This window comes from Tissierella pigra (assembly GCF_009695605.1).
GTDB lineage: Bacteria > Bacillota > Clostridia > Tissierellales > Tissierellaceae > Tissierella > Tissierella pigra.
Window position 1 is genome coordinate 59,237 of sequence record NZ_VUNQ01000014.1, and the last position, 26,734, is coordinate 85,970.

24 protein-coding genes, 1 rRNA gene and 2 other annotated features are annotated in these 26,734 nt (G+C 29.1%); of the genes, 24 read left to right on the plus strand and 1 reads right to left on the minus strand.

The window, feature by feature from the left end; all coding sequences use genetic code 11:
- Positions 1-9: 9 nt before the first annotated feature.
- From FYJ83_RS08210 to FYJ83_RS08300, 19 genes are all read left to right on the plus strand, one after another.
- Positions 10-546 (plus strand): FUSC family protein, encoded by a 537-nt coding sequence (locus tag FYJ83_RS08210; protein WP_154439849.1) that lies wholly within the window; start codon positions 10-12, stop codon positions 544-546.
- A gap of 87 nt (positions 547-633) precedes the next feature.
- Positions 634-768, plus strand: a sequence feature (ribosomal protein L20 leader region).
- A complete protein-coding gene (gene infC, locus FYJ83_RS08215) occupies positions 760-1,302 on the plus strand; it encodes a translation initiation factor IF-3 (protein ID WP_216585972.1) in 543 nt (180 codons plus the stop codon). Its footprint overlaps the feature before it by 9 nt.
- A 16-nt stretch (positions 1,303-1,318) precedes the next feature.
- On the plus strand, positions 1,319-1,510 hold the full coding sequence (gene rpmI, locus FYJ83_RS08220) for a 50S ribosomal protein L35 (RefSeq protein WP_154439850.1): 192 nt from the start codon (positions 1,319-1,321) through the stop codon (positions 1,508-1,510).
- Between the two features lie 33 nt (positions 1,511-1,543).
- The gene (gene rplT / locus FYJ83_RS08225) at positions 1,544-1,894 is read left to right on the plus strand and encodes a 50S ribosomal protein L20 (protein WP_154439851.1); all 351 of its coding nucleotides are present in this window, start codon (positions 1,544-1,546) and stop codon (positions 1,892-1,894) included.
- Between the two features lie 164 nt (positions 1,895-2,058).
- Entirely contained in the window at positions 2,059-3,402 is a 1,344-nt protein-coding gene (locus tag FYJ83_RS08230) for a TrkH family potassium uptake protein (protein WP_154439852.1), read from the plus strand.
- A 15-nt stretch (positions 3,403-3,417) separates the two neighbouring features.
- On the plus strand, positions 3,418-4,074 hold the full coding sequence (locus FYJ83_RS08235; protein WP_154439853.1) for a potassium channel family protein: 657 nt from the start codon (positions 3,418-3,420) through the stop codon (positions 4,072-4,074).
- A gap of 1 nt (position 4,075) precedes the next feature.
- Complete coding sequence (gene rlmB / locus FYJ83_RS08240; RefSeq protein ID WP_154439854.1) at positions 4,076-4,870, plus strand: 23S rRNA (guanosine(2251)-2'-O)-methyltransferase RlmB; 795 nt, start codon at positions 4,076-4,078, stop codon at positions 4,868-4,870.
- 124 nt (positions 4,871-4,994) lie between these two features.
- Positions 4,995-6,017, plus strand: a complete 1,023-nt coding sequence (pheS, locus tag FYJ83_RS08245; protein WP_154439869.1) for a phenylalanine--tRNA ligase subunit alpha — start codon at positions 4,995-4,997, stop codon at positions 6,015-6,017.
- A gap of 19 nt (positions 6,018-6,036) precedes the next feature.
- The gene (gene pheT / locus FYJ83_RS08250) at positions 6,037-8,430 is read left to right on the plus strand and encodes a phenylalanine--tRNA ligase subunit beta (RefSeq protein ID WP_154439855.1); all 2,394 of its coding nucleotides are present in this window, start codon (positions 6,037-6,039) and stop codon (positions 8,428-8,430) included.
- A 100-nt stretch (positions 8,431-8,530) separates the two neighbouring features.
- A complete protein-coding gene (locus tag FYJ83_RS08255; RefSeq protein WP_154439856.1) occupies positions 8,531-9,103 on the plus strand; it encodes a cell division protein ZapA in 573 nt (190 codons plus the stop codon).
- Positions 9,104-9,106: 3 nt separating this feature from the next.
- Entirely contained in the window at positions 9,107-11,515 is a 2,409-nt protein-coding gene (locus FYJ83_RS08260; RefSeq protein ID WP_326828319.1) for a DUF3656 domain-containing U32 family peptidase, read from the plus strand.
- Positions 11,516-11,528: 13 nt separating this feature from the next.
- On the plus strand, positions 11,529-13,907 hold the full coding sequence (locus FYJ83_RS08265) for an endonuclease MutS2 (RefSeq protein WP_154439857.1): 2,379 nt from the start codon (positions 11,529-11,531) through the stop codon (positions 13,905-13,907).
- A gap of 123 nt (positions 13,908-14,030) precedes the next feature.
- A complete protein-coding gene (locus tag FYJ83_RS08270) occupies positions 14,031-14,564 on the plus strand; it encodes an RNA polymerase sigma factor (RefSeq protein WP_154439858.1) in 534 nt (177 codons plus the stop codon).
- A complete protein-coding gene (locus FYJ83_RS08275) occupies positions 14,548-14,883 on the plus strand; it encodes a hypothetical protein (protein ID WP_154439859.1) in 336 nt (111 codons plus the stop codon). The genes FYJ83_RS08270 and FYJ83_RS08275 overlap by 17 nt, the downstream gene beginning before the upstream one ends.
- Positions 14,880-15,608, plus strand: coding sequence for a zinc ribbon domain-containing protein (locus tag FYJ83_RS08280; RefSeq protein WP_195837956.1), 729 nt, complete (start codon positions 14,880-14,882; stop codon positions 15,606-15,608). The genes FYJ83_RS08275 and FYJ83_RS08280 overlap by 4 nt, the downstream gene beginning before the upstream one ends.
- A gap of 31 nt (positions 15,609-15,639) precedes the next feature.
- Positions 15,640-16,857, plus strand: a complete 1,218-nt coding sequence (locus tag FYJ83_RS08285; RefSeq protein WP_326828320.1) for a MerR family transcriptional regulator — start codon at positions 15,640-15,642, stop codon at positions 16,855-16,857.
- 105 nt (positions 16,858-16,962) lie between these two features.
- Positions 16,963-18,225, plus strand: a complete 1,263-nt coding sequence (locus FYJ83_RS08290) for an MFS transporter (protein ID WP_154439861.1) — start codon at positions 16,963-16,965, stop codon at positions 18,223-18,225.
- Positions 18,226-18,279: 54 nt separating this feature from the next.
- Positions 18,280-18,479, plus strand: a binding site (T-box leader).
- Positions 18,480-18,556: 77 nt separating this feature from the next.
- Positions 18,557-20,257: an arginine--tRNA ligase gene (gene argS, locus FYJ83_RS08295; RefSeq protein ID WP_154439862.1), complete on the plus strand. Its 1,701-nt coding sequence runs from the start codon at positions 18,557-18,559 to the stop codon at positions 20,255-20,257.
- Between the two features lie 5 nt (positions 20,258-20,262).
- The gene (locus tag FYJ83_RS08300; protein ID WP_154439863.1) at positions 20,263-21,225 is read left to right on the plus strand and encodes a hypothetical protein; all 963 of its coding nucleotides are present in this window, start codon (positions 20,263-20,265) and stop codon (positions 21,223-21,225) included.
- 21 nt (positions 21,226-21,246) lie between these two features.
- Here the strand turns inward: FYJ83_RS08300 and FYJ83_RS08305 are convergent, their stop codons facing one another.
- Positions 21,247-21,441, minus strand: a complete 195-nt coding sequence (locus tag FYJ83_RS08305; RefSeq protein WP_154439864.1) for a hypothetical protein — start codon at positions 21,439-21,441, stop codon at positions 21,247-21,249.
- 144 nt (positions 21,442-21,585) lie between these two features.
- On the opposite strand from FYJ83_RS08305, the gene FYJ83_RS08310 reads away from it, so the two are divergent.
- From FYJ83_RS08310 to FYJ83_RS08330, 5 genes are all read left to right on the plus strand, one after another.
- On the plus strand, positions 21,586-23,355 hold the full coding sequence (locus tag FYJ83_RS08310) for a B12-binding domain-containing radical SAM protein (protein WP_154439865.1): 1,770 nt from the start codon (positions 21,586-21,588) through the stop codon (positions 23,353-23,355).
- The gene (locus FYJ83_RS08315) at positions 23,356-24,105 is read left to right on the plus strand and encodes a hypothetical protein (RefSeq protein WP_154439866.1); all 750 of its coding nucleotides are present in this window, start codon (positions 23,356-23,358) and stop codon (positions 24,103-24,105) included. It begins immediately after the preceding gene.
- 17 nt (positions 24,106-24,122) lie between these two features.
- Entirely contained in the window at positions 24,123-25,256 is a 1,134-nt protein-coding gene (locus FYJ83_RS08320; RefSeq protein WP_154439867.1) for a tetratricopeptide repeat protein, read from the plus strand.
- Positions 25,257-25,281: 25 nt separating this feature from the next.
- Entirely contained in the window at positions 25,282-26,193 is a 912-nt protein-coding gene (locus FYJ83_RS08325) for a bifunctional enoyl-CoA hydratase/phosphate acetyltransferase (protein ID WP_229768531.1), read from the plus strand.
- A gap of 445 nt (positions 26,194-26,638) precedes the next feature.
- Positions 26,639-26,734, plus strand: a 16S ribosomal RNA gene (locus FYJ83_RS08330); the annotation flags it as partial.

Consider the following 26,734-nt stretch of genomic DNA (forward strand, 5'->3'; position numbering starts at 1 on the left):
GGGGATAGTATGGAAAAACAACATAAGAAGATAAAACTACCAGGAATGAGAGTTATTAAAACAGTTATATCTGTATATATATGCTTTTTATTAAGCTTTGTTAGAAAAGGATTACCCTTCTATTCAGTAATAGCAGCAATTCTATGTATGCAAAGTGACCATGCCAATAGTTTTGAAGTAGGCAAAAGTAGAATTGTAGGAACTTTAATAGGTGGAGTATATGGGTTTTTATCCATAATTCTGATTAATTTCTTAGAAATTGAATTATTTAATTGGATTCATTATTTGCTATTAAGCTTATTTTTAATTCCAATTATATATACCAATGTATTTCTAAAGTGGGCTAGTTCAACATATATTAGCTGTGTAGTATTTTTAAGTATAACTGTTTCCCATGGAGGAGATATAGCTCCAATGTATTTTGCATTACATAGAGTAATTGATACATTAATTGGAATAGGAGTTTCACTTATTGTCAATCTTGCTATACAAAAGAAATATCTTCAGATTATTTTAGACTTTTTTAAAAAGAAACAAGAAATATGAAGGTTCTTGAAAATTAACAAACAAAATATAAAATATATTTGACAAACAACTATCCTTGTCATATAATAATTAAGTAAATTAAATATTGGGTTTAAGTAGAAGTGTCCGCTTCTCACCTTATAGCTTTGCTCATAAGGTTATTTAAAAAAAGTCTTATTATAACTAAGATATATTTTTCTATGAGATTAAGCGGGTATTCTATACCCGCTTTTAATATTTTTAAGAATAATTAGGAGGTGCTGTACTATCAAAGAGCTTCAGATTAATGAAGAAATCAGAGATAAGGAAGTAAGATTAATTGATGTTGATGGAAGTCAACTTGGAATTGTGCCTATTAAGAAGGCATTGGAGATTTCCGAGGAAAAAAGATTAGATTTAGTAAAAATAGCTCCAACTGCTAATCCACCTGTATGTAGAATAATGGATTACGGTAAATACAAATATGAATTAGCTAAAAAGGAGAAAGAAGCTAGAAAAAATCAAAAGATAATCAACGTTAAAGAAATCCGACTAACACCTAATATTGAAACCCATGATCTAAATGTAAAAGCTAAAACTGCCAGTAAGTTTTTAGAGTCAGGAGATAAAGTTAAGGTATCAGTTAGATTTAGAGGAAGAGAAATGGGTCATACAGAAATAGGTAGAGAAGTATTAAATGATTTTGCTAAACTAACTGGAGAGTTTGGAATCATAGAGAAACCTGCAAAATTAGAAGGAAGAAGTATGGTAATGTACTTAACACCGAGAACTGAGTAATAAAGGAGGTAACATCATGGCAAAAATGAAAACTCATAGAGCGTCAGCAAAAAGATTTAAAAGAACTGGTTCAGGTTTATTAAAAAGATTCAAAGCTTATAAAAGCCATAAAACTGGTAAAAAATCACCAAAGAGAGTTAGAAATTTAAGAAAAGGCACTTTAGTAAGTAAGGGTGACCAAAGAAGAATAGATTCAATGATACCATAAAAAAACTATATAGATATACGGGAGGTACTATAGATGGCAAGAGTAAAAAGAGCAGTAAATGCCAAAAAAAGACATAAAAAAGTATTAAAACAAGCCAAAGGCTATTACGGAGCTAAATCTAAATTATTTAGAACTGCTAACCAAGCTGTTATGAAATCACTTAATTATGCATATATAGGACGTAAACAAAGAAAAAGAGATTTTAGAAAACTTTGGATTGCAAGAATCAATGCTGCTGCAAGATTAAATGGAATGAGCTATAGCAAATTCATAGATGGTCTTAAAAAAGCAAATATTGATATAAATAGAAAAATGCTTTCAGAAATGGCTATACATGATGCTGCAGGTTTTGCTAAACTAGTTGAAATTGCAAAAGGTAATTAATTATAAAAGTTCCGTTATGGGACTTTTATTTTCTTTTATAATCTATAAGGCAATTATTATGCCATAAATGAATTTCAAAAAAGGCTGATTCTAAAGTCTTTTTATTTATATATTTATTTCATTTAGGGATACTAAGGTGTATATAATAAGTGGGAGGAATCAGTATGGGGTATTTAAAGGAGAAATTAAAAGGTTTCCATTTAGACCCTCCTAAAGTTTTAGCATTAGGTTTTGCAAGTCTAATATTTATAGGGGGATTATTGTTAAACTTACCTATAGCAGCAAAAACAGGAGAGAGTGTTGGGTTTATTAATGCATTATTTACTTCAGCTTCAGCAGTGTGTGTAACAGGACTTGTAGTAGTAAATACAAGTGAATTTTGGTCATTATTTGGGCAAATTGTAATAATTATACTTATACAAATGGGAGGCCTAGGTTTTATGACTATGACTACCATTGGAGCATTGCTTATAGGGAAGAAAATTACTTTAAAGGAAAGACTAGTAATAAAAGAACAGCTAAATCAAGAGACCATGTCTGGACTAGTGAAATTAACTAAATATGTTGTACTGTCTACATTTGCCATAGAAGGCATAGGTGCTATTTTCCTATCTACTAGATTTATACCAATATATGGAACGGTTAAGGGAATATGGTTTTCAGTATTTCATGCTATATCTGCATTTTGCAACGCTGGATTTGATCTTACTGGAGATAGTATAGTACCTTTTGTTGGGGATTTCACCATAAATATGACTATATCAGCTTTAATAATATTAGGAGGACTTGGTTTTTCTGTATATATAGACATTACTAGAAATAGAAGCTTTAAGAAACTTAGTCTACATTCTAAATTAGTATTATCAATTACAGGTACATTACTTTTAGCTGGAATGGTAATATTCTTTTTAATAGAATATAATAATCCTCTTACTCTTAAACACCTAAGTATGGGAGAGAAATTAATAGCATCATTTTTCCAATCTGTAGTTCCTAGAACAGCAGGATTCTACTCTGTTAATTTAACTGGGTTATATGATACTACAGTATTCCTTACTATTATATTGATGTTTATTGGTGCTTCTCCAGGATCTACTGGAGGAGGAATTAAAACCACTACTTTTGGAACGCTTATGCTTACTACTATAGCAGTAATAAAAGGTGAAAAGGATGTTGTTGCCTTCAAAAAGAGAATAGGATATGATGTAATAAACAGGTCCTTAGCCATAGTTACAGTTGGAATTATTTTAATAATTGCAGTATCTTTTGTACTGACAGTAACAGAACCTGCAAATTTCCTGGATGTTTTATTTGAAACTACTTCTGCCTTTGCAACTGTAGGATCTTCTAGAGCACTTACACCTAATCTTACTAACTTTGGAAAGATAGTCATATTATTGACTATGTATGCAGGAAGGGTTGGACCTTTAACTATGGCATATGTTTTTTCTAGAAAAAGTAGACATGGAAACTTTAGATATTCAGAAGGCAATATTATGGTAGGATAGAAGGGAGATATTTTTATGAAATCATTTGTAGTTATAGGATGTGGAAGATTTGGAGGTGCAGTTGCTAGAACACTATATAGTTTGGGAAATGAAGTATTAGCAATTGATAGATGTGAAGAAATAATTAAAGAAATATCTGAGGAAGTGACCCATGCTGTTCAAGCTGATGTAATGGATGAAACGGTATTAAAGGATTTAGGATTGAGAAACTTTGATGTAGCAGTTGTAGCCATTGGTTCAGATATAGAGGCTTCTATTATGGCAACTATAGTCACTAAGGAGTTGGGAATAAATACAGTAGTGGCTAAAGCGTTGACAGATTTACATGGGAAGGTTCTGAAGAAAATAGGTGCTGATAGAGTTATTTTTCCAGAAAGAGATATGGGAGTTAGATTAGCACATAATTTAGTTTCTACAAATATATTGGAATTTATCGAGCTATCGCCAGACTATAGTATCTTGGAAATAACTGCTATAAAAGAATGGGAAGATAAATCCTTAGTGCAATTAAAACTTTCTACTAAATATGGAATAAATGTAATGGCTATTAAAAGAGGCAATAGCATTAATATTTCACCAAACGGAGAGGCTATAATTAAGAGAGACGATATATTAGTAGTTATAGGAAGTTCTAAAGATATTAAAAGAATAGAGCAAAAAGTCGGTGAATAGTATGATTCAAATTACTAGTTTAAAAAATCCTTTAATTAAAGAGATAAAATCATTATATAGAAAAAAAGATAGAGTGAAAAATAAGTCCTTTATTATTGAAGGAATAAAAATTGTGGAAGAAGCTATTGATAATAGCTATCCTATTAAAAATATAATATATACAGACCAACTTTTCAAAACCAATGATGGAGAGGAGATTTTCCAAAAAATAAAGTCGTTAGATAATATAATTTATGTATCTCAAAATATTCTCAAAGAAATATCTGACACTGAAAATCCTCAAGGAATATTGGCAACTGCAATGTATGAATATAATAATATAAAGGAAATAGAAAAAATAAAAAAACCATTTTTACTATTTCTAGATGGAGTACAAGACCCAGGTAATATGGGAACTATCATAAGAACTGCTGATGCTTTTAATATAGATGGAGTTATAATTACAGATGGTTGTGTAGATCCGTATAATCCTAAAGTAGTTAGGGCGACTATGGGTTCTATATTTAGAGTACCTCTATATTATATTTCCAATTCTGTAGCAGATTTAATGGAATTAAAAAATCAAAATATAAAAATATACTCAACTTCCTTAAGTGGAAGTACTCCTATATACGAGATAGACTTTAAGGAAGGATTTATTCTCAGTATAGGTAATGAATCAAAGGGAGTAAGTGAAGAAGTATTTTCTTTATCTGATGGATTAATAAAAATACCTATGCCAGGTATGGCCGAATCTTTAAATGCAGGAATAGCAGCATCTATTATAATGTATGAGGCAATGAAACAGAGAGCCTAATAAATCTTGTGTTTTAAATTTTTAGGTGCTATAATTGAATAAATACTTTTACAATTTGACCTTTGTTGTTTTAAAGGTCTTGTTTTTTATACTATGGTAAAGGAGTAGGAATATGAAGGAAAATATGAGAGATAAATTACTAGAAATAAAAGAAATTGCTTTAGATCGTATTGAGAAAATATCAGAATTAGAGGAAGTTGAACAATTAAGAGTAAAATATCTTGGAAAAAAAGGTGATTTAACTTCTGTTTTGAGAGATATGGGAAAATTAGCAGCAGAAGAAAGACCAATAATAGGTCAAGTGGCTAATGAAATTAGAGATGAATTAGAAGATGCTATTGCTTCTGTGAAAGGGAAACTAACAGAAGAACTAAAAAGAAATAGAATAAATAAAGAAAAAATAGATATAACCATGACTACAAATAAGAAAAAATTAGGACATAAACATCCCCTATTGGCTACTATAGAGGAGTTAGAGGATCTTTTTATATCCATGGGTTTCTCAGTAGTTGTAGGACCAGAAATCGAAACAGTAGAGAACAACTTTGATGCGTTAAACTCCCCTGAAAATCATCCTTCTAGAGATTTATCTGATACATTTTACATAACTGATGATATTGTACTAAGAACTCATACTTCTCCCGTTCAAATTAGAGCAATGAAGGAAATGGGTGCACCTCTTAGAATTGTTTCAGCAGGTAGAACTTTTAGATTTGATGATGTAGATGATACACACTCACCAATGTTCCATCAATTGGAAGGTCTAGTTATAGATGAGAATATTAATATGGCTAATCTTATTCATACATTGGATATATTTATAAAAGAGTTGTTTGGAGACGATATGAAAACTAGATATAGACCTCATCATTTTCCATTTACAGAACCTTCAGCAGAAGTAGATGTAACATGTTTGAAATGTAGAGGAAAGGGATGTACTGCTTGTAATTTTACTGGATGGAGTATGGAGTTATTAGGTTGTGGCATGGTGCATCCAAAAGTTTTGGAAAATTGTGGAATTGATTCTGAAAAATATAGTGGATTTGCCTTTGGAATGGGGATCGATAGAATTACCATGGTTAAATATGGTATAAATGATATTCGTTTATTATTTGAAAATGACAATAGATTTTTAGAACAATTCTAGATAGAAAAGGAGTGAAAATATGCTATTACCTGTAAAGTGGTTAAAAGATTATATAGAAACAGATAAAGACTCTAGGATATTAGCAGATGGACTTACTCTATCTGGATCTCATGTAGAGTCAATTATAAATTTAAATAAAGGTTTAGAAAATATAGTAGTTGGAAAAATTTTAAGTTTGGAGAAACATCCTGACGCAGATAAGCTTACTATATGTAAAGTAGATATAGGAAAAGAAGTACTTCAAATAGTGACTGGTGCTGATAATTTACAAGAAGGAGATTACATTCCTGTTGCAGCTGTAGGCTCAAAACTACCAGGAGATATTATAATTGAAAAAACAAACTTTAGAGGAGTAGATTCCTTTGGAATGTTATGCTCTTTAAAGGAATTAGGATATAGTGACAATGTTATACCAAAAGAAATGAAAGATGGTATATTTGTATTAGATAATGAATATCCCTTGGGAGAAAATATAGTTACAATAATGGGATTAAATAATGATGTAATAGAATTTGAAATTACACCAAATAGACCTGATTGTTTAAGTATTATAGGTATGGCAAGGGAAACTTCTGCTACATTTAAGATTCCATTAAAAAAACCTATTATTAATATAGAAAATGAAGTAGAAGATATAAAGGATTATGTTGATTCCATAGAAGTACCTTCTAATAATTGTAATAGATACTATGCTAGGGTAATAAAAGATGTAAATATAAAACCATCACCACTTTGGATGCAAACTAGACTTATGGAGGCAGGAATAAGACCAATAAGTAATATTGTAGATATAACTAATTTTGTAATGCTTGAATATGGGGAGCCGTTACATGCTTTTGATTTAGATAAAGTTGAAGGGAAAAAGATCATTGTAAGAGAAGCTAAAGAAGGAGAAAAAATACTAACATTAGATGAAGCAGAAAGAGAACTTAGTGCTTCAGATTTAATTATAGCAGATGAAAAACAGCCTATTGGGATTGCTGGAGTTATGGGTGGATTTAATAGTGAAATTACAAATAACACTAAAATTGTACTTTTAGAGGGTGCAAACTTTAATCAAAGAAGTGTAAGGCTTACATCAAAGAGATTTGGACTGAGAACTGAGGCATCCACAAGATTTGAAAAAGGAATTGACCCTAATTTAAGCCAAATCGCAGTAGATAGAGTATGTCAACTGATTGAAGAAATTGGTGCTGGAGTAGTAGTTAAAGGAGATATAGATATATATAAGGATGTAAAAAAGGAAACAGCAATAGATTTAAGACCAAATAGAGTAAATAAACTTTTAGGAATTAATATTTCCACAGAAGAAATGATTTCTTATTTAAATGGACTTGGTCTTGAATCAAGACTTGAAGAAGACTTAATTAAGGTGAATATACCAACCTTTAGACTTGACCTTAAAATAGAAGCTGATTTAATTGAAGAAATCGGTAGACTTTATGGATTCCACAATATAGAGAGCAAACCTTTAATTGGTACTTTAACTAGAGGTGAAAAGCCTTATGGAAGAAGAATTGAAGATAGAACTAAGAATATTCTTCAAGGACTAGGTCTAAATGAAGTAATGACGTACTCATTTATTAGTCCTAAGGCATATGACAAAATTAAGCTGCCAGAAGGTAGCCCTTTAAGAAAATATATAATGCTAATTAATCCATTGGGAGAAGATTATAGTGTAATGAGAACTACACTTATACCAAATATGATGGAACTTCTTAGTAGAAACTATAACCGTGGTGTAGAACAGTGTTCTGTATATGAAATAGGGAATTCATTTATATCAAAATCTTTACCTATAGAAGGATTACCTATTGAGAAGAAGATCTTATCCATAGGCATCTATGGAAATAAGGATTTTTTTGACCTAAAGGAAATTGTAGATAAGACTTTAGGTAGACTTGGTATCAAAGAGATAGAATATATTAGAGAAGAAAATAATACTAGTTTCCATCCTGGTAGAACTGCTAAGCTTATACATGATGGTGAAGAAATAGGAATATTAGGTGAGATTCATATAGATGTTCTTGAAAACTATGATATAAAAGAAAGAGTATATATAGCTCAATTAGACTTTAATAAAATAGTTGAAAAGACTAATTTAGAAATTAAATATAAACCTCTACCTAAATATCCAGCAATGATGAGAGATTTAGCTTTAGTAGTTAATGAAAATATATTAGTAGGTGATATCCAAAAGATAATCTCTAAACATGGAGAAGGTTTAATAGAAAAAATTGAATTATTTGATATATATACTGGAGACCAAATCCCTGAAGGAATGAAGAGTGTAGCATATTCTATTACTTATAGATCCTATGAAAGAACTCTTCGGGATGATGAAGTAAATAATATTCAAGAATCTATTATTAAAGATTTAGAAAATACTTTTGATGCAAAGCTTAGGTCATAAAAAAGAGTAGATAATTCTACTCTTTTTCTCCAATAAAGAAGGAGATTTAAAACTTATGTAGAATATATATCTATAAACTATTAAAGGAGTGGTACAAGTTATGACAGAAAGAAAGAAAATAAATATATTGATAGATGGTCGTAACTTTACAGTGGTGGGAACAACTGATGATGAAGACTATGTTAGAAGTTTAGCCAGTTATGTAGATAAAAAGATAAGAGAATTAACAAATAAAAATGATAGATTATGTCAAACCAGCTCAGCTACATTAGCTGCTTTTAATATAGCAGATGAACTTTATAGAACAGTGTCAAAGTTAGAACAATTGAAAAATCAATCTAAAGACCCTATGGAGAAATATGAAAATGTAATAAATGAGTTAGAAAAGGCAAAAGCCACTATTCAAAATTTGGAAACGCAAAATCTACAATATAAAAATGATTTGCTTAATACTAAAATTGAGGGTGAAAATGTCTTAAAGCAAATGAAAAAATATGAACAAGCTTTAGAATTAAAGGAAAAAGAATTAATTGAAAGTCAAAAGATGATAAAATCTTTGCAGGATAAGGTATTTGATAATCAGATTGAATTAATCGAAACTAAAAAAGAATTAGGAGAAGTCCTAAGAATATTAGATAACGAAAAAAAGGTATTTGCCAAGGAGGAATTATAGTAGGTGAATAATAATATTGAATTATTGGCTCCAGTTGGTACCATGGAATCCCTTCATGCAGCCATTCAAAATGGAGCAAATGCAGTTTATTTAGGAGGAAAACTCTTTAATGCTAGACAATATGCCTCTAATTTTGATTATGATGAATTAAAAGAGGCCGTTAATTATGCACATTTGAGAAATGTGAAGGTATATATTACGGCTAATATTTTAGTAGATGATTCTGAGATGGAGGATGTAATAGACTATATTAAATTTCTCTATGAAATTGATATAGATGGTATAATTGTTCAAGACCTTGGTCTTGCCAAGACCATAAGAGATTTCTTTCCAGACTTAGAGGTTCATGGAAGCACACAGATGACAATAAATAATTTACAGGGAGCAGAGTTTGTACATGATATGGGACTTACTAGAGTGGTTATCGCCCGTGAAGTTCCTATTGATGAAATTAAATATATCCATAAAAATACCCCCATTGAATTAGAAGCCTTTATACATGGGGCTCTTTGCGTTTCATACTCTGGACAATGTTTAATGAGTAGTATGATAGGTGGTAGAAGTGGTAATAGAGGAAAGTGTGCGCAACCATGTAGAATGCCATCTTCCATAGTAGATAAGGATGGAAATTTAATAAAGGATTGGAATAAAAAACATATATTAAGTACAAGAGACTTAAATACTCTTGAAGAAATACAAGAAATAGTAGAGTCTGGAATTATCTCTCTGAAAATAGAGGGTAGAATGAAAAGACCAGAATATGTTGCAACAGTGGTTAAAAATTATAGAAAAGCTTTAGATGAAGGAGTATTAAGTTCAGAAGATAAAAAAGATGTAGAGCAAATATTCAATAGGGGATTTACTAAAGGGCTTATGTTTGGAGATTTTGGAAGGAACTTTTCTTCTATGGAAAGACCAGATAATAGGGGAATATTAGTAGGTAAGGTAACTAAGGCAGATAAATATAAGGTATATGTATTATTGAATGAAGATGTAGATGCAGGAGATGGATTAGAGTTTGAAAGTGCCAATGGAGAGTATAAAGGAATGATAGCTCCCTTTAATGGTAAAAAAGGAACTACCATGAACTTAGAGAAACCAGGCTTTATACTTAAAGACTCATTAGTATATAAGACTTCAAGTGTAAATCTTCTTGAACAAGCTAAGTTAAGCTATAAGTTTGAAAATATAAAAAGACCTATAAATATGGAAATAAATATAAACATAGGAATGAAGCCAAAACTTATTCTTATGTATAGAGAAAACCTAATTACCATAGAGGGTGAAAATGAAGTAGAAATATCTCAAAAAGTACCTTTAACAGAAGATAAAATAAGAGAACAATTATCAAAACTTGGAGACTCTATTTATATCTTAGATAATTTAAATATTAATTTAGATGAAAAGGCTTATTTGCCTGTATCATCTTTAAACTCATTGAGAAGAGAAGCCATAGAGAAATTAGATAAAATACTAAAAAATTCACATAAGAGAAATCCCATAGACAGACAAATATATAATAAAAAGAAGAAAGCTTTTTTTTCATATAAAAAATTAGATAAAGAAATAGACAATAAGATTAGTGTAAAAGTTAGTAATATAGAGCAATTTAATCAGCTGGATTTAGACAAGTTAGATAGGGTTTATTTAGGTTTTTATGATAAACTAGACAAGGCTATTTTTAAGGCTAAAAGCCATAATAAAGAAATATACTTTTGGACAGACAAGATATTATATAGAAAAGACTTAGATAATATTTCTAAAATAATAGAGCCTATAAAAGAAGAAATAGACGGAGTATCTGTATCTAACTTAGGTACATTAAAATATATAAAAGATAGATTTGATTTAAAGATTCATGGAGATATTGGATTAAATATATTCAATAGTTTTACTTTAAATTACCTAAAGGAAAAAGGGCTTAAAAGTACCACATTTTCTCCTGAATTAACTCTAAATCAAATTAGAAAAATAGCAGAACATTCAGATGCCTTTACAGAAGCTATAGTCTATGGTTATTTACCAGTCATGGTAACTAAACATTGTCCAATGTCTTTAGTAAAAGGATGTAAAGACGACAAAAGCTGTAAGAACTGTAATTTCTCTAAGGGTTATGGAATAAAGGATAGAATGAATGTTACTTTTTATATGGATAGAAAAGATGGATATTCAAATATTTACAATTCTGTACCACTACTTGTAATAGATAGTCTAAAACAAATATATAATAGTGGTGTGTCCATGGCTAGATTAGATTTTACTATTGAAGAAAAAGGAATAAAAGAAATTCAAAGTAATTTTTATGATTATGCTAATAATAATATAGATGAAAGAGAAGCAAAAGAATTTTTAGATAGATTTAAAGAAAATAAAAGCATAACAAATGGTCATTATTTTAGAGGTGTTATGTAATAGAGGTGATAAAATGAATAAAAGAACCTTAAAAACATTAGAGTTTAACAAAGTTATAGATTTACTCCTTGAAAAGGCAGAATCTACCTTAGGAAAAGATAGAGTAAAAGAAATAGAACCATTAACTGAGTTACAGGATATAGAATATTTACAAAGAGAGACAGAAGAGGCACAGTCTTTATTGATTAAAAGAGGTACACCACCACTTTATGGGATACACAGTATAGCACCAGAGGTAAAGAGGGCAGAAATAGGTGGTTCTCTTAGTCCAAATGGATTATTAAAGGTGTCTGATTCTTTGAGAGTATCTAGAGGATTAAAAAACTATATAAAAGAAACAAAAGAAGATAAGGTTTCTAACTATCCCATTATTGAGAGACTAGTAGAAGAGCTAAGGGTATTTAAACATATTGAAGATGAAATAAATAATGCTATTGTTTCTGAAAATGACATATCTGATAATGCTAGTTCCACACTTAGAAGTATCAGAAGGCAAATAATAAGTAAAAACGATGCTGTAAAAGATAAATTAAGTTCCATAATAAGCTCACAGGACAATAAAAAATATTTACAGGATAGTATTGTAACTATCAGGGAAGGTAGATATGTAATACCAGTTAAGGCTGAAAATAGGGGAAATGTTCCAGGATTAGTCCATGATATGAGTGGAAGTGGAGCTACTTTGTTTGTAGAGCCTATGGCTGTAGTTCAGTTAAATAATGAACTTAGAGAGCTAGAATTAAAGGAAAGAGAAGAGATAGAAAGGATATTAAGAGAACTTTCCAATTTAGTAGCAGAAGAATCAGAAGGAATTGGAAATAACCAAAAAATTCTTCAAGAATTAGATTTTATTTTTGCCAAGGGCAAACTTGCCTTAGATATGAAGGCTACAAGACCTATTTTAAATAAAGATGGTTATATAAATATAAGAAAAGGACGACATCCTTTGCTTAATGTGGCTAAAATAGTACCAATAGATGTGTATCTAGGAAAAGAATTTAATTCTCTTATAATAACAGGACCAAATACTGGCGGTAAAACTGTTACATTGAAAACTGTTGGACTCCTTACTTTAATGGCTCAGTCCGGGCTTCATATTCCAGCAGATTTTAATTCAGAAATAGCAGTATTCAATCAAGTATTTGCAGATATTGGAGATGAACAAAGTATAGAACAGTCTCTATCTACTTTCTCATCACACATGGTAAATATAGTAGATATACTTGATAAGGTAGAATATAATAGTTTAATATTATTTGATGAGCTTGGTGCGGGAACAGACCCGACAGAAGGGGCAGCTTTAGCCATGTCTATCTTAGATAAATTACTTAAACTAAATGTAAGGACTATTGCTACAACCCACTATAGTCAGTTAAAATTATATGCTTTAACTACAGAAGGAGTAAGAAATGCCTCTGTAGAATTTGATGTAGAAACTCTAAGTCCTACTTATAGACTGCTTATAGGAGTTCCTGGTAAGTCAAATGCCTTTGAAATATCTAAAAGACTGGGACTAAAGGATAATATAATAGATTATGCTAAAGATCTTATTTCAAAGGAAAATATAGAGTTTGAAGATGTACTTCAAGCCATGGAAAAAGATAGATTAGCCATTGAAGCCAATAGACAAGAAGCAGAAAGATATAGATTAGAAGTAGAAAAATTAAAAGAAGATTTAGCTGTAGAAAGAGATAAGACAAAGGAAATGAGAGATAAAATTTTAACTAAAGCTAGGGAAGAAGCCAGACAAGTACTTAGAGGAGCAAAAGAAGAAGCAGATTCCATAGTGGGAGAATTAAAAGATATATCTTTAGAAATAGAAAAGGATAGAGCTAGAAAAATCCAAGAAGTTCAAGAGAAACTAAAGTCTAAATTGAATAAGGCAGAGGCAGAAGTATCTAAAAATATATTAAATGTAAAGTCTAATAAGCCACCAAAGAATCTAAAGGTTGGAGAAACTGTAGAAGTACTTACATTTAACCAGAAGGGTACAGTTGTAGAAGAGCCTGATGATAATGGAAATGTAAAAATTCAAGTAGGTATAATGAAAATAACATCCCACATATCAACTCTTAAAAGAGCAATATCTCAAGAAGAAGAGAAAATCCATAATAGTACTAAAAAAATTATGGGTTCAAAATCTAAGGATATAAAAACAGAAATAGATTTACGGGGACAAAATCTTGATGAAGCTTTTCTTGAATTAGACAAATATTTAGATGACGCATATATTGCAGGATTAAAGCAGATTCATATAATCCATGGAAAAGGTACTGGAGTATTGAGAGATGGTATAAAAACCTATCTAAGAAGCCATAGACATGTAAAGACTTCAAGAATAGGAAATTATAATGAAGGTGGAACTGGAGTTACCGTAGTGGAAATTAAATAAATAAAAACAAAAGAGATATTTATCGTGGTAAAGATAAATATCTCTTTTTAATTTATGAATAGTCGAGAAAAAAATGAACCGATTTCTATCTGGCGACGATAACAATATGAGGGGGTGATGCCAATGGACATATGTGATATGGAAAAATTAATTGATTTATATGGGAATGTTATTTATGGATTTTGTCGGCGGCTTACAATGAATAAGGCTGACGCAGATGATCTATATCAGCAAACTTTCCTAAGAGCATTAGAAATAAAAGAAAAGATAGATATAAACAATAATCCCAAGGGATTCTTGATTTCTCTTGCTGTAAGTATATGGAAAAACAGCACTTGTAAGAAAGCACGTCACTACAGGATCGCACCAATTGTTGGGATGGAAGAGGAGGACTGGTTAAATACATCCACTGATAGTATTAGTATAGAAGATATAATTATCTCAAATGAATTAACAGATGAAGTTAATACCATAGTTTTTAAATTAAATGATAAGTTTAGGATACCTATTATTATGTATTATAATGGAGATATGTCTATAGCAGAGATTTCTACGGCTTTAAAAATACCTCAAGGAACAATTAAGAGTCGTCTATATAAAGCTAGATTAATTATAAAAAGTGAATTGGAGGTGAAGGGATATGAAAGATATAGATAGGGATGAGATTGATATGTTGCTCAAAATATCACTTTCACCATCTGTTAAGGTTGATGAAAGACTAAATCAAGAATTGAAGAAAAAATTAAAGACTCAGTCTTCCAAAGAAAAATCTTTATCTATCTGGTGGCTTCCTATGGTTATTTCCATATTTATGACTATGGTAGCATCGACAATAGCTTTTATTTTTATTCCATACGGAATTTTGCAGTTAGGAGTTTTAATGTTTTTGCTATTAACTATGATATTTAGCATAGTATTGACAGCTATAGGGGTTAAATACTTTGAACTTAAGAAAGGGGCTGTGATTTGTTTATGAATATGTTAATACTGTTTGGAATGTTGATATTATTTATTGGTGTGATATTTATCCTGTTGGGGACATGGACATATAAGGATGCAAAAAAAAGGAATTTAGATGCAGGTCTATGGACTACAATAGTATTATTAGTTCCCAACTTAATGGGTTTAATAATTTATTTTCTAGTAGCTCGTAGATATGAAGCAATCAAATGCAATAAATGTAGTAGCACAGTACCAGCATCATCCCATTATTGCATGAATTGTGGAAGTGAATTTAAGGAAGATCTAAGATATTACAGGGAAAATAGGGAAAGTAGCTCTAAGAGGCTTATAATAGGATTTATAATCTATTTTACTATAGTTATTATAATTTTCATGGGATTTGTTATAATGTTATTTAGAGATGATAGCTTAAAATTTAATGGTGGAATATCAATAGGTTCAATAGAAAACAATATAGGAGATAAGTGGAATATATCGTATATTTATTCTACTAAGGAATTTACTCGTAAAATAAACATAAAAGATAATAGTCCAAAAACACTCTATATTGAATCTGAATGTGAGGAAGGCGAACTTTCACTAAAGTTAATACAAGGAGAAATAGAAAAGACTATAGATTTATGGCCTAAAAATGATAGTTATGAATTGGATTTATCTATATTTAAAGAGGGGAAAGTTCAGCTTTATTTAATTGGAAATAATGCAAAGAATGTAAATTTTGAATCGTATTGGGAATAAGTGTGATAAATTATTAATAGGTGGTGAATTAGTGAGAATAGGAAAATTTGCTGAAAGTAACAATCTTACCATTGACACTGTTAGACATTATATGGAGTTGGGATTGATTATACCAGAGATGCAAGGTGGACAATATTATTTTGATTCTAGATGTAAATTAGATTTAGATGAAGTTTTAAATTTAAAGACCATGGGATTTACATTAAATGAAATTAAATCCATATTTATCTTTAGGCGATTAGGAAATCTTACACCCTATGAACAAAATCAATATTATAAAGCTTTTTTTGAAAACAAATACATTAGCGTTGGAAAAGAAATAGAGAATCTTAGAGAAGTTAGAAAAAAACTTAAATACAAAATACAAGAGCTAGAAAGTCTTAATATAAATCCAAAGAATAAAATTGGAATTGATTTTAAACATTTAAATGTATTTAAATGTCTAAAATGTAATAGTAATTTAGTACTTTCAAAAGGAAATGTGGATAATAATAAAATAATTGATGGTGTTCTAAGATGTAGCTGTGGATTAGAATATATAATTGAAGATGGAATATTAGTAATTAATCAGCAATCTAAAGGTCATGGAGTAAATTTTGATTTTAATTATATAGTGGAATATATAAGTTTAACTGATATAGAGTACTTAGATAAAGTATATAGGAACTTAGAGTTAATTCATAAGAAAATAGAATTTGACGAGTTTAAAAATAAAATGATATTAGAATTAGGATCGGGAAGTGGTTTTTTCCTAAGACATATATATAATGAATTACCTGATGATGCTATTTATATAGCTGTAGATAATGATTTAGAAAGACATAAATTTTTAAAAAACATGTTAGAACTTATGAATTGCAATAAGAACATAATTTTTATCTGCACAGATTTTAGTGAAATTCCCATAGAAGATAAATCTATTGATGTTCTTGTGGATTTTACAGGAAGTAGCAACTATGGTTTTTTAAATGAAGAGTTTTTATTAAAGGAAATTGATAAATATATTAAAGGATCTGCATGGTTAATTGGAACATATATAATGTTTAAAAACTTTAGTATAAATAGTAAAATAGCCGAAGAATATAGAAAAAGTTTCATTTTAAATAATATACAAGAAAATATAAATAACCTACACTATAAACCTATTTATGAAAATGTATCAGCACCATTGGATAAAGGCGGTAAATATGAAGATTATTTCGTAAAAGGAGAAGAAGTATATTCTTATTTATATTACGGGAAAAGATAGGGTTAACACCATACTTGATCAGTTATATACTCAAAAATATTTATTATATATATTGACGTTGCCTAAAGACTACTATTTAAAATGTAGTTAATAGGAGGGGTCAATATGAAAAACAAAAAAGAAAGACTAAATTTTATATTATTTTCTTTAGGTAAATTTGTATCTATTTTTGGTGCATCTATTTATTCTTTTGCAATAGGTCTTTATGTATTAGAAATTACAGGTTCAGGATTAAATTTTGCTTTAAGTCTAATAGTCAGTAGTATACCTATGCTAATTATCAATCCATTTGCTGGGGTTTTAGCAGATAAATTTGATAAAAAGAAGATAGTTGTTATGATGGATATATTAAATGGAATATTTTTAATGCTAATATATATAATTAGTTGTATACATGGACTAAGTTTGCCTATGATATATGTGAGTACATTTATTACTACGATTTTCAGTACTATATTTGGTATATCTATGGAGGCTGCAATCCCTAATATAGTATCAAAAGATATGTTAATGAATATTAATTCAATTAGTAAAATAATAGACTCCATATCTTCAATATTAGGTCCAATGGTTGGAGGATTGATATTTGCTTTTATTGATATTAGATATTTTATTTTACTCTGTGGAATATTCTATATAATTTCAGGAGTATCCGAAATGTTTATAGATTTTAGATATAACTACCAAGAGGATAAGAAAAATGAAAATAATATTGATTTTGTAAAAGATATGAAAAAGGGCTTCGAATATATTATGGAGAGAAAAGATATTATAGGAATTTTTACTGTGTTTATTAGTATAAACTTTTTTATGGGGCTATCAGTTACTGTACCTTTACCTTATATAATTAATAATGTATTGATGCTCGGATCTAAAAGTCTAGGCATAATTCAAAGTGGATTTCCAGTAGGGATGATAATTGGTGCATTACTGATTAAAAGGATAATGAAAAAGACTGCATATAAAAAAGTTTTAATGTTTTCTAGTTTTACATTAGGTATATGCACAATCTTATTAGGTATTCCCATACTATTTAAGAATATGGCATTTACTCCTATGATATATACTTTATACTATTGTGGGGTAGTATTTATATTTGGAGCTACTATATCTTTTATAGATATACCAATTATGTATATGCTGCAAAAAATGATACCAGATGAATATAGGGGAAGAGTTCTAAGTATAGTGATGAGTACGGTAAAAATCATTCTGCCCATTGGTCTAATCTTATCTGGATATTTATTAAATAGAATCCCAATATATTTCATAACAACTGTAGGAGGAATATTACTGTTTCTGACTAATTTTTTATCCTTAAATAGTAAAAAAACAATGTTTTTAAATGTAAATGAAGAAATTAAATAATTACTTGTATTTTTATAAGGAGTATTGTATATTATATATTAATAATTAATTATATATAATTCGTAGATTGAGAGAGTAAGATATTTAAACTAGCAAAAGCGAACTGGGATGGTGAAAGCCAGTGTTAGGAAATATTTGAAAAGAACTCATGAGAATATATCTGAAAAAAGTAAGATATTACGCTAGTAGCGTTAAAATTTCGAGTGGGCATTTGCCAACAAGAGTGGTATCACGGGTTAGCTCTCGTCTCTTATTAGAGATGAGAATTGACCCGATTTTTATTTTTTATAAATCAAGATAATTGTGAATTAAATAAGAGGAGGTTGAAAAGATGTTAAATTTTAGGGAAGAAGTTACAAAACTAATTAAATCAGAAGTAGATGTACTGACAGAAGAAGAAATATCAGCTTTAATAGAGGTACCACCATCTTATGATATGGGTGATTATGCTTTTCCAGTATTTAGATTAGCCAAGGCTTTTAAAAAAGCACCACCAATGATAGCAGAAGAGTTAGTGCCTAAATTTGGAGATAATGAATATTTTGAAAGAATAGAAAACAAAGGCCCTTATCTTAACTTCTTTATAAATAAAGGTAAACTTACAGAAGTTACTTTAAATGAAGTAAAAGGAAAACAAGCTAAGTATGGTTCATCAGATATGGGTAATGGAAAAACAGTAATAGTAGAATACTCATCACCTAATATCGCAAAACCTTTCCACATAGGTCATATTAGAACAACAGTTATAGGAAATTCATTGTATAAAATATATACTTTTTTAGGATTTGATACAATTGCAATTAATCATTTAGGAGATTATGGAACTCAATTTGGTATGTTAATTTCTGCCTATAAAAAATGGGGGGATAAAGCAGTAATAGAATCTGATCCTATAAATGAGTTATTAAAGCTATATGTTAGATTTAATGCAGAAGCAGAAGAACATGAAGAACTAAGAAATGAAGCTAGATACTGGTTTAAGGAATTAGAAGATGGAAATAAAGAAGCTGTAGAATTATGGCAATGGATTAGAGAAATATCCTTAAAGGAGTTCAATAAAGTATATGATATGTTAAACATTAAGTTTGACTCCTATGCAGGGGAATCCTTCTATTCAGATAAAATGCCAGCAGTTATTGAGGAATTAAAAGAAAAGAATTTACTGAAGGAATCAGATGGTGCATTTCTAGTGGATTTAGAGGAACATGGAATGCCACCAGCACTTATAATGAAATCTGATGGTTCTACATTATATACTACAAGAGATATAGCAGCTGCATTTTATAGAAAGAAAAACTACGATTTTTATAAAAATATATATGTAGTAGCTTCTCAGCAAAATCTTCATTTTAAAGCGTGGATGAAGGTAATAGAATTGATGGGGTATGAGTGGGCAAATGATTGTGTTCATATACCGTTTGGCATGGTTAGTTTAGAGGAGGGAACTTTATCCACTAGAAAAGGTAGAGTAGTATTCTTAGAGGATGTACTAAATACTGCAGTTAAAAATACTTTAAATATAATAAATGAAAGAAACCCAAATTTAGAAAACAAGGAAGAAGTCGCAAAACAAGTAGGGATTGGTGCAGTAGTATTTCAAGAACTGTTTAATCAAAGAATTAAAGACTATGTATTCTCATGGGATAGAACATTAAGCTTTGAAGGTGAAACGGGACCTTATGTTCAATATACTCATGCAAGAATAAGTTCTCTACTTGAAAGAGGAAAGTTTAATATAGAAGACAATGTGAATTATAATCTTTTAAATACAGAGGAGGAAATAAATATAACAAGGTTATTATATGATTTCCCTAAGATAGTAGTAGATTCAATGGAAAAAAATGAGCCATATTTCATTACAAGACATATAGTTGAAATAGCGAAAGCTTATAATAAGTTTTACAATTCATGTCCTATAATTACAGATGATATAGAGCTAAAAAAAGCAAGACTTATGCTATCTTTTGGAGCTAAAACTGTAATAAAAACTGGATTAGAGCTATTAGGTATGGAAGCACCAGAAAGAATGTAGATAGAATGGAAAAAAAATTAGAAAGACTTTTGCTAAATCTATTTCTATATGATTATACGAAAAATAACTCTTACACATACTTATCCCAATTAGGAGTAATAACAATAAAATCATTAATTCCTATGAAAGAAGAAGTGGCAGTAAGAATTGACTATAAAAGATTTGTAGAGGAATTTAGACTATGGCTAAGTTATAGAAATGGAGGGAATTCTTCTTTATTAAATGCAGAAGGAAAAATAAATTCTGTTGCATATTGGGAAGAAGAAGATAACTCAATTTTAAGCAGAATAATTCCAATAATCCTTGCAAATCAAAACTATGAAGTGATTCAAGAGGAAATCATAAAAAACATACTATTTACAACTGGAAACTTAACGACACTTTTCCAATGGTTAGCCATAAGCTCTTTATTACATGAAACAGCTTTTAATAAATCTAACAACAATTTATTAGATACATTAAAAGAAGTTGTAATAGGATTCTCTCAAGCTGATTATATGAAAAAATATGAAAAATATTATAGAGCAAATATTAAAGATTATAAAGGTAATTTTAGTGTTGAATTTGAAAGAGAAAAGATTCATCTGTTAAATATCCTCAATGGAATTAAAAATAATAGATATTCTAATTTAATTGATTTACTAAATGTATTAGATAAAAAAGAACCACAGACTATGATTGGTGAAATATTTTGTGGATTTATATATGATTTAGATATTGAATACAATCTTCCTAAATTCTATATAAACCTTGGAGATTATATTATAAATTTAAGGAAATCTAGAATTGATCCAGAACAGCTTAAAATAGAAAAATATATATTACCAGATATTTTTGACCAAAAAGAAGGGGAAATATTTTTTCATTCTTTGCTTAAAGAAGCTAAAGTAATAAAAAAAGAAGTAAAAAACAATGTTTTAACTTCCTTAATTCAAACTAGAACAGGTATGTATTTATTTAAAAAATAAGGCTCTCAAATTTATGAGAGTCTATTTTTTTATATGTTCTAAAAAATCCTTTTCATCCATTTCTACTAAGAAGCTTAATTCCTCAACAATACTATCTTTTAAACTGATGAAATCATCTATTTTAGTGTTTTTACCTGTATATTCTAAAGCCTCAATAATTAGAAGCATATCATCTTTAGACATTTCTTGTATTGAAATCTTGTCGAAATCCCTCATGATTCTCCCCCTTTTGTCATATTATACAATATATTCTATAAGAATTTTATCAAAAGTTCAATGGTTATTCTATGTTTTTCTAAATTATCTGTATAAGATTAAAAACTAATGATATAATGTACTTAGTATTAGAGGAGGAAAAAAATGAAAATAATATTAACTACATTGAATTCTAAGTTTATTCATTCTTGTTTATCTATTAGATACTTGAAGGAATATATTAGAGATTTAATTCCAATTGAAATAAAAGAATATACAATAAATCAGAATACGGATTTTATAGCTTCGGATATTTTTAAAGAAAATCCAGATATAATAGGTTTCTCAACTTATATTTGGAATTTAACAGAGACTTTAGAGATATGTGAGATTTTAAAAATAGTTAAACCTGAAATAAAGATTATCTTAGGCGGACCAGAAGTTTCTTTTGATGGAGAAAATATACTAAAAGATAATTCCTTCATTGATTTTATAGTCTATGGAGAAGGAGAAGAAACATTTAAGGAGCTTGTGGAAACTTTGATTAAAAATGGTGAGAAGTTTGATAATATAAAAGGGTTAATTTATAGAAATAACAACGGAGTAGTTATAAATTCTCCGAGACCTTTAATTAAGGATTTAAACGCTATCCCCTCTCCCTATAAGAATATAGGAAATGAATTTAGAAATAAAATTGTGTATTTTGAATCCTCTAGGGGATGTCCTTTTGGTTGTGAATTTTGTCTTTCCTCAACCATTAAAGGGGTTAGGTATTTTTCCATAGATAGAGTAAAGGAAGAATTAGGTATTTTAATAGATGCCAATGTTAAGCAGGTAAAATTTGTAGATAGAACATTTAATGCAAATAAAAAGTATGCTATGGAAATAATGAATTTTATTATAGATAAAAATCCTAAAGGCATTAACTTTCATTTTGAAGTTACAGCACATTTATTGGATAGAGAAATGTTAGACTTCCTATCTAATGTAGATGAAGGACTATTTCAGTTTGAAGTAGGGGTACAATCTACTAATTTAGATACTATAGAAGCAGTAGGCAGGATTACCGATTTTGAAAAGTTAAGAAAGATTACCAAGGAAATAAAATCATATAAAAATATTCATCAGCACCTAGACCTTATTGCAGGGCTTCCTTATGAAGGATATGACTCCTTTAGAAAGTCATTTAATGATGTTTATGAAATAAAGCCTGAGAAGATACAATTAGGATTTTTAAAGCTATTAAAAGGGTCCGGACTTAGAAGAGATGAAGAAAAGTATGGATTTAAGTATTTAGATATCCCTCCTTATGAAATATTAGAAAATGATTTTATAAAATATGGAGAAATTATAAAGCTGAAGGTTATAGAGGATTTAGTAGAAAAGTATTATAATGAAGGATACTTTGAACATTCTCTCCAATATATAATTAACAATCATTATATTAGCCCTTTTGATTTCTATGAGGATTTTTCTTTGTTTTGGGAAGACAAGGAGTATCATAAGGTATCCAACAGTAGAATCAAACTATATGAAGTATTAATGGAATTCTATAAAACAAGAAATTATTCTAATGTATTGAACTTTAACGAACTTTTAAGATTTGATTTTATACAAAACAATAAAGGAGCGCAAGTTCCAAAGAATATAGAATCTTTAGGAAGAAATGTAGAACAAAGAATTATCCATGAGATACTAAAGGATCAAGGAATAATTGAAAATTATTTAGATGAATATAAATATTTACCAACTAAAAGGGTAATAAAAGAAGTGTCTATAGAAGGATTTAAAGAGAATATTTTTAAAATCATAGAAAATGGTCATAATCCAATAGATGACAATGAAGAAATATATATACTATTTATTTATCAGAATGGAGTTATAAATAGGTGTAAAACCTATGATATAACTTATATAATAAAGGAGTTGATTTAATTGGATATTTTAAAAGATTTTTTAATGATTAATAAACAAACCTTAAAGAAAACAGTAGTTAGTTTGAAGGATAACTGGATGATAATCTTTACAGGAATAGCATATATAATTATAAATATGCTTATGTTTAGTTTAGCAATGACTTTATTTAGTGGAATACTTTCTATTATTGCAGGTGTTATAATCGCAATAGTAAGTGCAAGTTTAATATCTAATTACTTATATCTTTTGTATAATGTAATTAATTATAATAGAATAACATTCCAAGATTTTAAAGATGGATTCAAATATTTTCTTAGAAAAGTATATACAGTATTTTTCTTTGCATGGATAGGAAGTTACTTATTAAATATTGTTCAAGGAATCTTAGGATTTAATGGATATATATTAAATATAGTAGTAACAGTATCGATATTTATATTATTAAATCCCCTGCCAGAGACATTATATTTAAAAGTATTAGAACCTATGGACAGTATTATGTATTCAATTGATTTTATGAAGGAAAATTGGTTAAATTGGTTATTACCTAATGTTGTATGTTATATAGTTATTTATTATCTTACAGGAAATATTGTGACTATATTTACTACACATTTGAATTTAGGATTAGATTTAGGTATCTTAGGAATTATAAGATATTTACTAGGACAAGGAATATTTTCCTTTACTATGATTTATAGAGGACATTTGTATAAGTTACTTAGCACAAGTACTAGAAGAAAAAGAATGTTTATGAATAAGTTTTAATAATAGAAGGTGATAATATGAATTTTATTAATGAATATTTTAAAAGACAAGCAAATAGAGTTACATTTATGGAATTAAAGGAAGATACTACTATTAATATTAAGGGGTATCCTATAAATGAGAATATTCCGTTACCAATAATAACAGATGTATTAATAGATGAAATAAAAGAAGGTAATTTAGAAGAGGAAATAAAACTTGAATATATAATAAATGGAATAGTCTATTTAATGGGTATAGACCCTGAGTTTAAATATATACAAGATTATAAAAAGATTATCATGGAATATAATGAAAAAGTTGAAGAATATATATTCTTTCAAGGAATTAAAAGAATGGAAGCTAAAGACCATATAGGTGGAGCAATTTGTTTTAGAGCATTAAAGTTAATAAATTCAAAGAACCTTAATGGTATTTTTAACTATGCTTTTGCACTGGAGGAAATAAGCAAGGAATACTTTGAAAAGGAACAAGAAAAAGAAGGGTCTATATTTTTAAGTAAATCCACTAGAGAATTGGAATCTATATTGGATATAGATGATAAATATCCTTTAGCATATTATAAACTTGGATACCATTACAAATTTAATAATCAATATCTAAAGGCGAAACTAATATGGACAAAGTATTTAACCTTAGATAGGGATGAAATAAGGCTTCAAGAAATAAGGGGAGAAATAGAGCTTATAGAGAATGATGTGGCATTGGAATCAGGATTATCATATTTATCTCGAGAATATTTTGAACAAGCGTTAGATGTATTTTTAAAGCTGCTTCCTAAGTTTGAAAAGTGGTGGGAGCTTAAATACCTAATAGGAGCTTGTTATAAAGGATTAGGAGAGCTTGAAAAAGCCATTGACTACTTTTATGAATCCTTAGATTTATATAAAGAGGACTCTGATGTGTACAATGAATTAGGAATCTGTTTATTTACCATAGAGGATTTAGATAATGCAATAGATGTTTATACAGAAGGCATTGAAAATATACAAAATGATTATAAACTATTATTTAATAGAGGACTGTGTTATTTACAATTGGGAAATTTAGAAAAAGCATATGAAGATATTAGTGAAGCAGTTAAATTAAATCCTAATGATGAAAATATGAATAATCAAAAGAACATATTAGACGATTTAATGAATAGATAATATATTAAATATGGAGGGATATAATTTGGAAATCAAAAGACTAGAGGAATTACTAAAAGTCAAAACTCAAAGGACAATGAAATTAGCAGTAGTGGCTTGTCATGATGAAGAGGTTTTAAGTGCAGTAGTAGAGGCGGAGAAACTAGGTATAGCTGAGCCAATCTTAATTGGACATAAGGAAAAAACAAATGTGATAGCTAAAGAAAAAGGATTTGACATAAGTAATTATGAATTTATAGACGAAGAAGACTTAGGTATGGCAGCAGAAATAGGAGTTAAAATGGTTTTTGGAGGAAAGGCTAACTTTATAATGAAAGGTCTAGTAGATACGTCCATATTGTTAAAGGCAGTTTTAAATAAGGAATGGGGACTAAGAACTGATTCTTTATTAAGTCATGTAATGACTTATGATATTCCCAATTATTCAAAGTTAATTTACTTAACAGATGGTGGAATGAATTTACATCCATCCTTAGAGGATAAAGTTAAAATCATAGAAAATGCAGCCATAGTAACAAAATCATTAGGTAGAGAAGAAGTTAAAGTAGCTTGTTTAGCAGCTAAGGAGAAAGTAGATCCTAAAATGATAGCAACAGTAGATGCAGGTGAGTTGAAGAATAAATATATGGAAGGAGAATTTTCAAAGGGGGTAATAGTAGATGGTCCAATGGCATTGGATTTAGCAGTATCTAAATTATCGGCAGAAATAAAAGGATATGAATCACCAGTAGCAGGAGATGCTGACATACTTTTAGTTCCTAATATTGAAATGGGTAATGGTATAGGAAAAAGTATTACTTATTTTGCTGGAGGAAAGTCAGCAGGCGTTGTGATGGGAGCAAAGGCTCCCATAGTATTAGTATCGAGAGCAGATGACCATGAATCAAAACTATATTCTATTGCATTGGGAAGTGTCGTTGCAGCTTTTAAAGAATAGTCAAATTTGAATTATATGTATAATTTTTAGAAAACTGAATACAATAAACCTTAGTTAAAGACCATGTTTAACATAGTCTTTAACTTTTTTATAAAAAGGGGTTGACTTTATATTCGAAACCGTGTATTATAATAAAAGTCGGCTGCGACATTAACTCAAATAAATCTAAAAAAGATTTAAAAAAAGTTAAAAAACAGTTGACAACTCTTGGAAAAAAGAGTATGATAGTAAAAGTCAGCTACAATGAAAAACTTCACAAATCAACAAAAGATTTAAAAAAGTTTTTTAAAAAAAGTAGTTGACAGCAAATGGAAAATTTGCTATACTGAATAAGTTCCCTCGAGAGAGGAAGCGAGAACCTAGAAAACTAAACAGTGTGAGAAACTTTGAATTATAAAAAGTAACACATGAAACAACAGTCAGCAAATTTGAGCTAATCAGACTTTTAAATGAGAGTTTGATCCTGGCTCAGGACGAACGCTGGCGGCGTGCCTAACACATGCAAGTCGAGCGAAGTTTTCAAAGCAGATTTCTTCGGAAT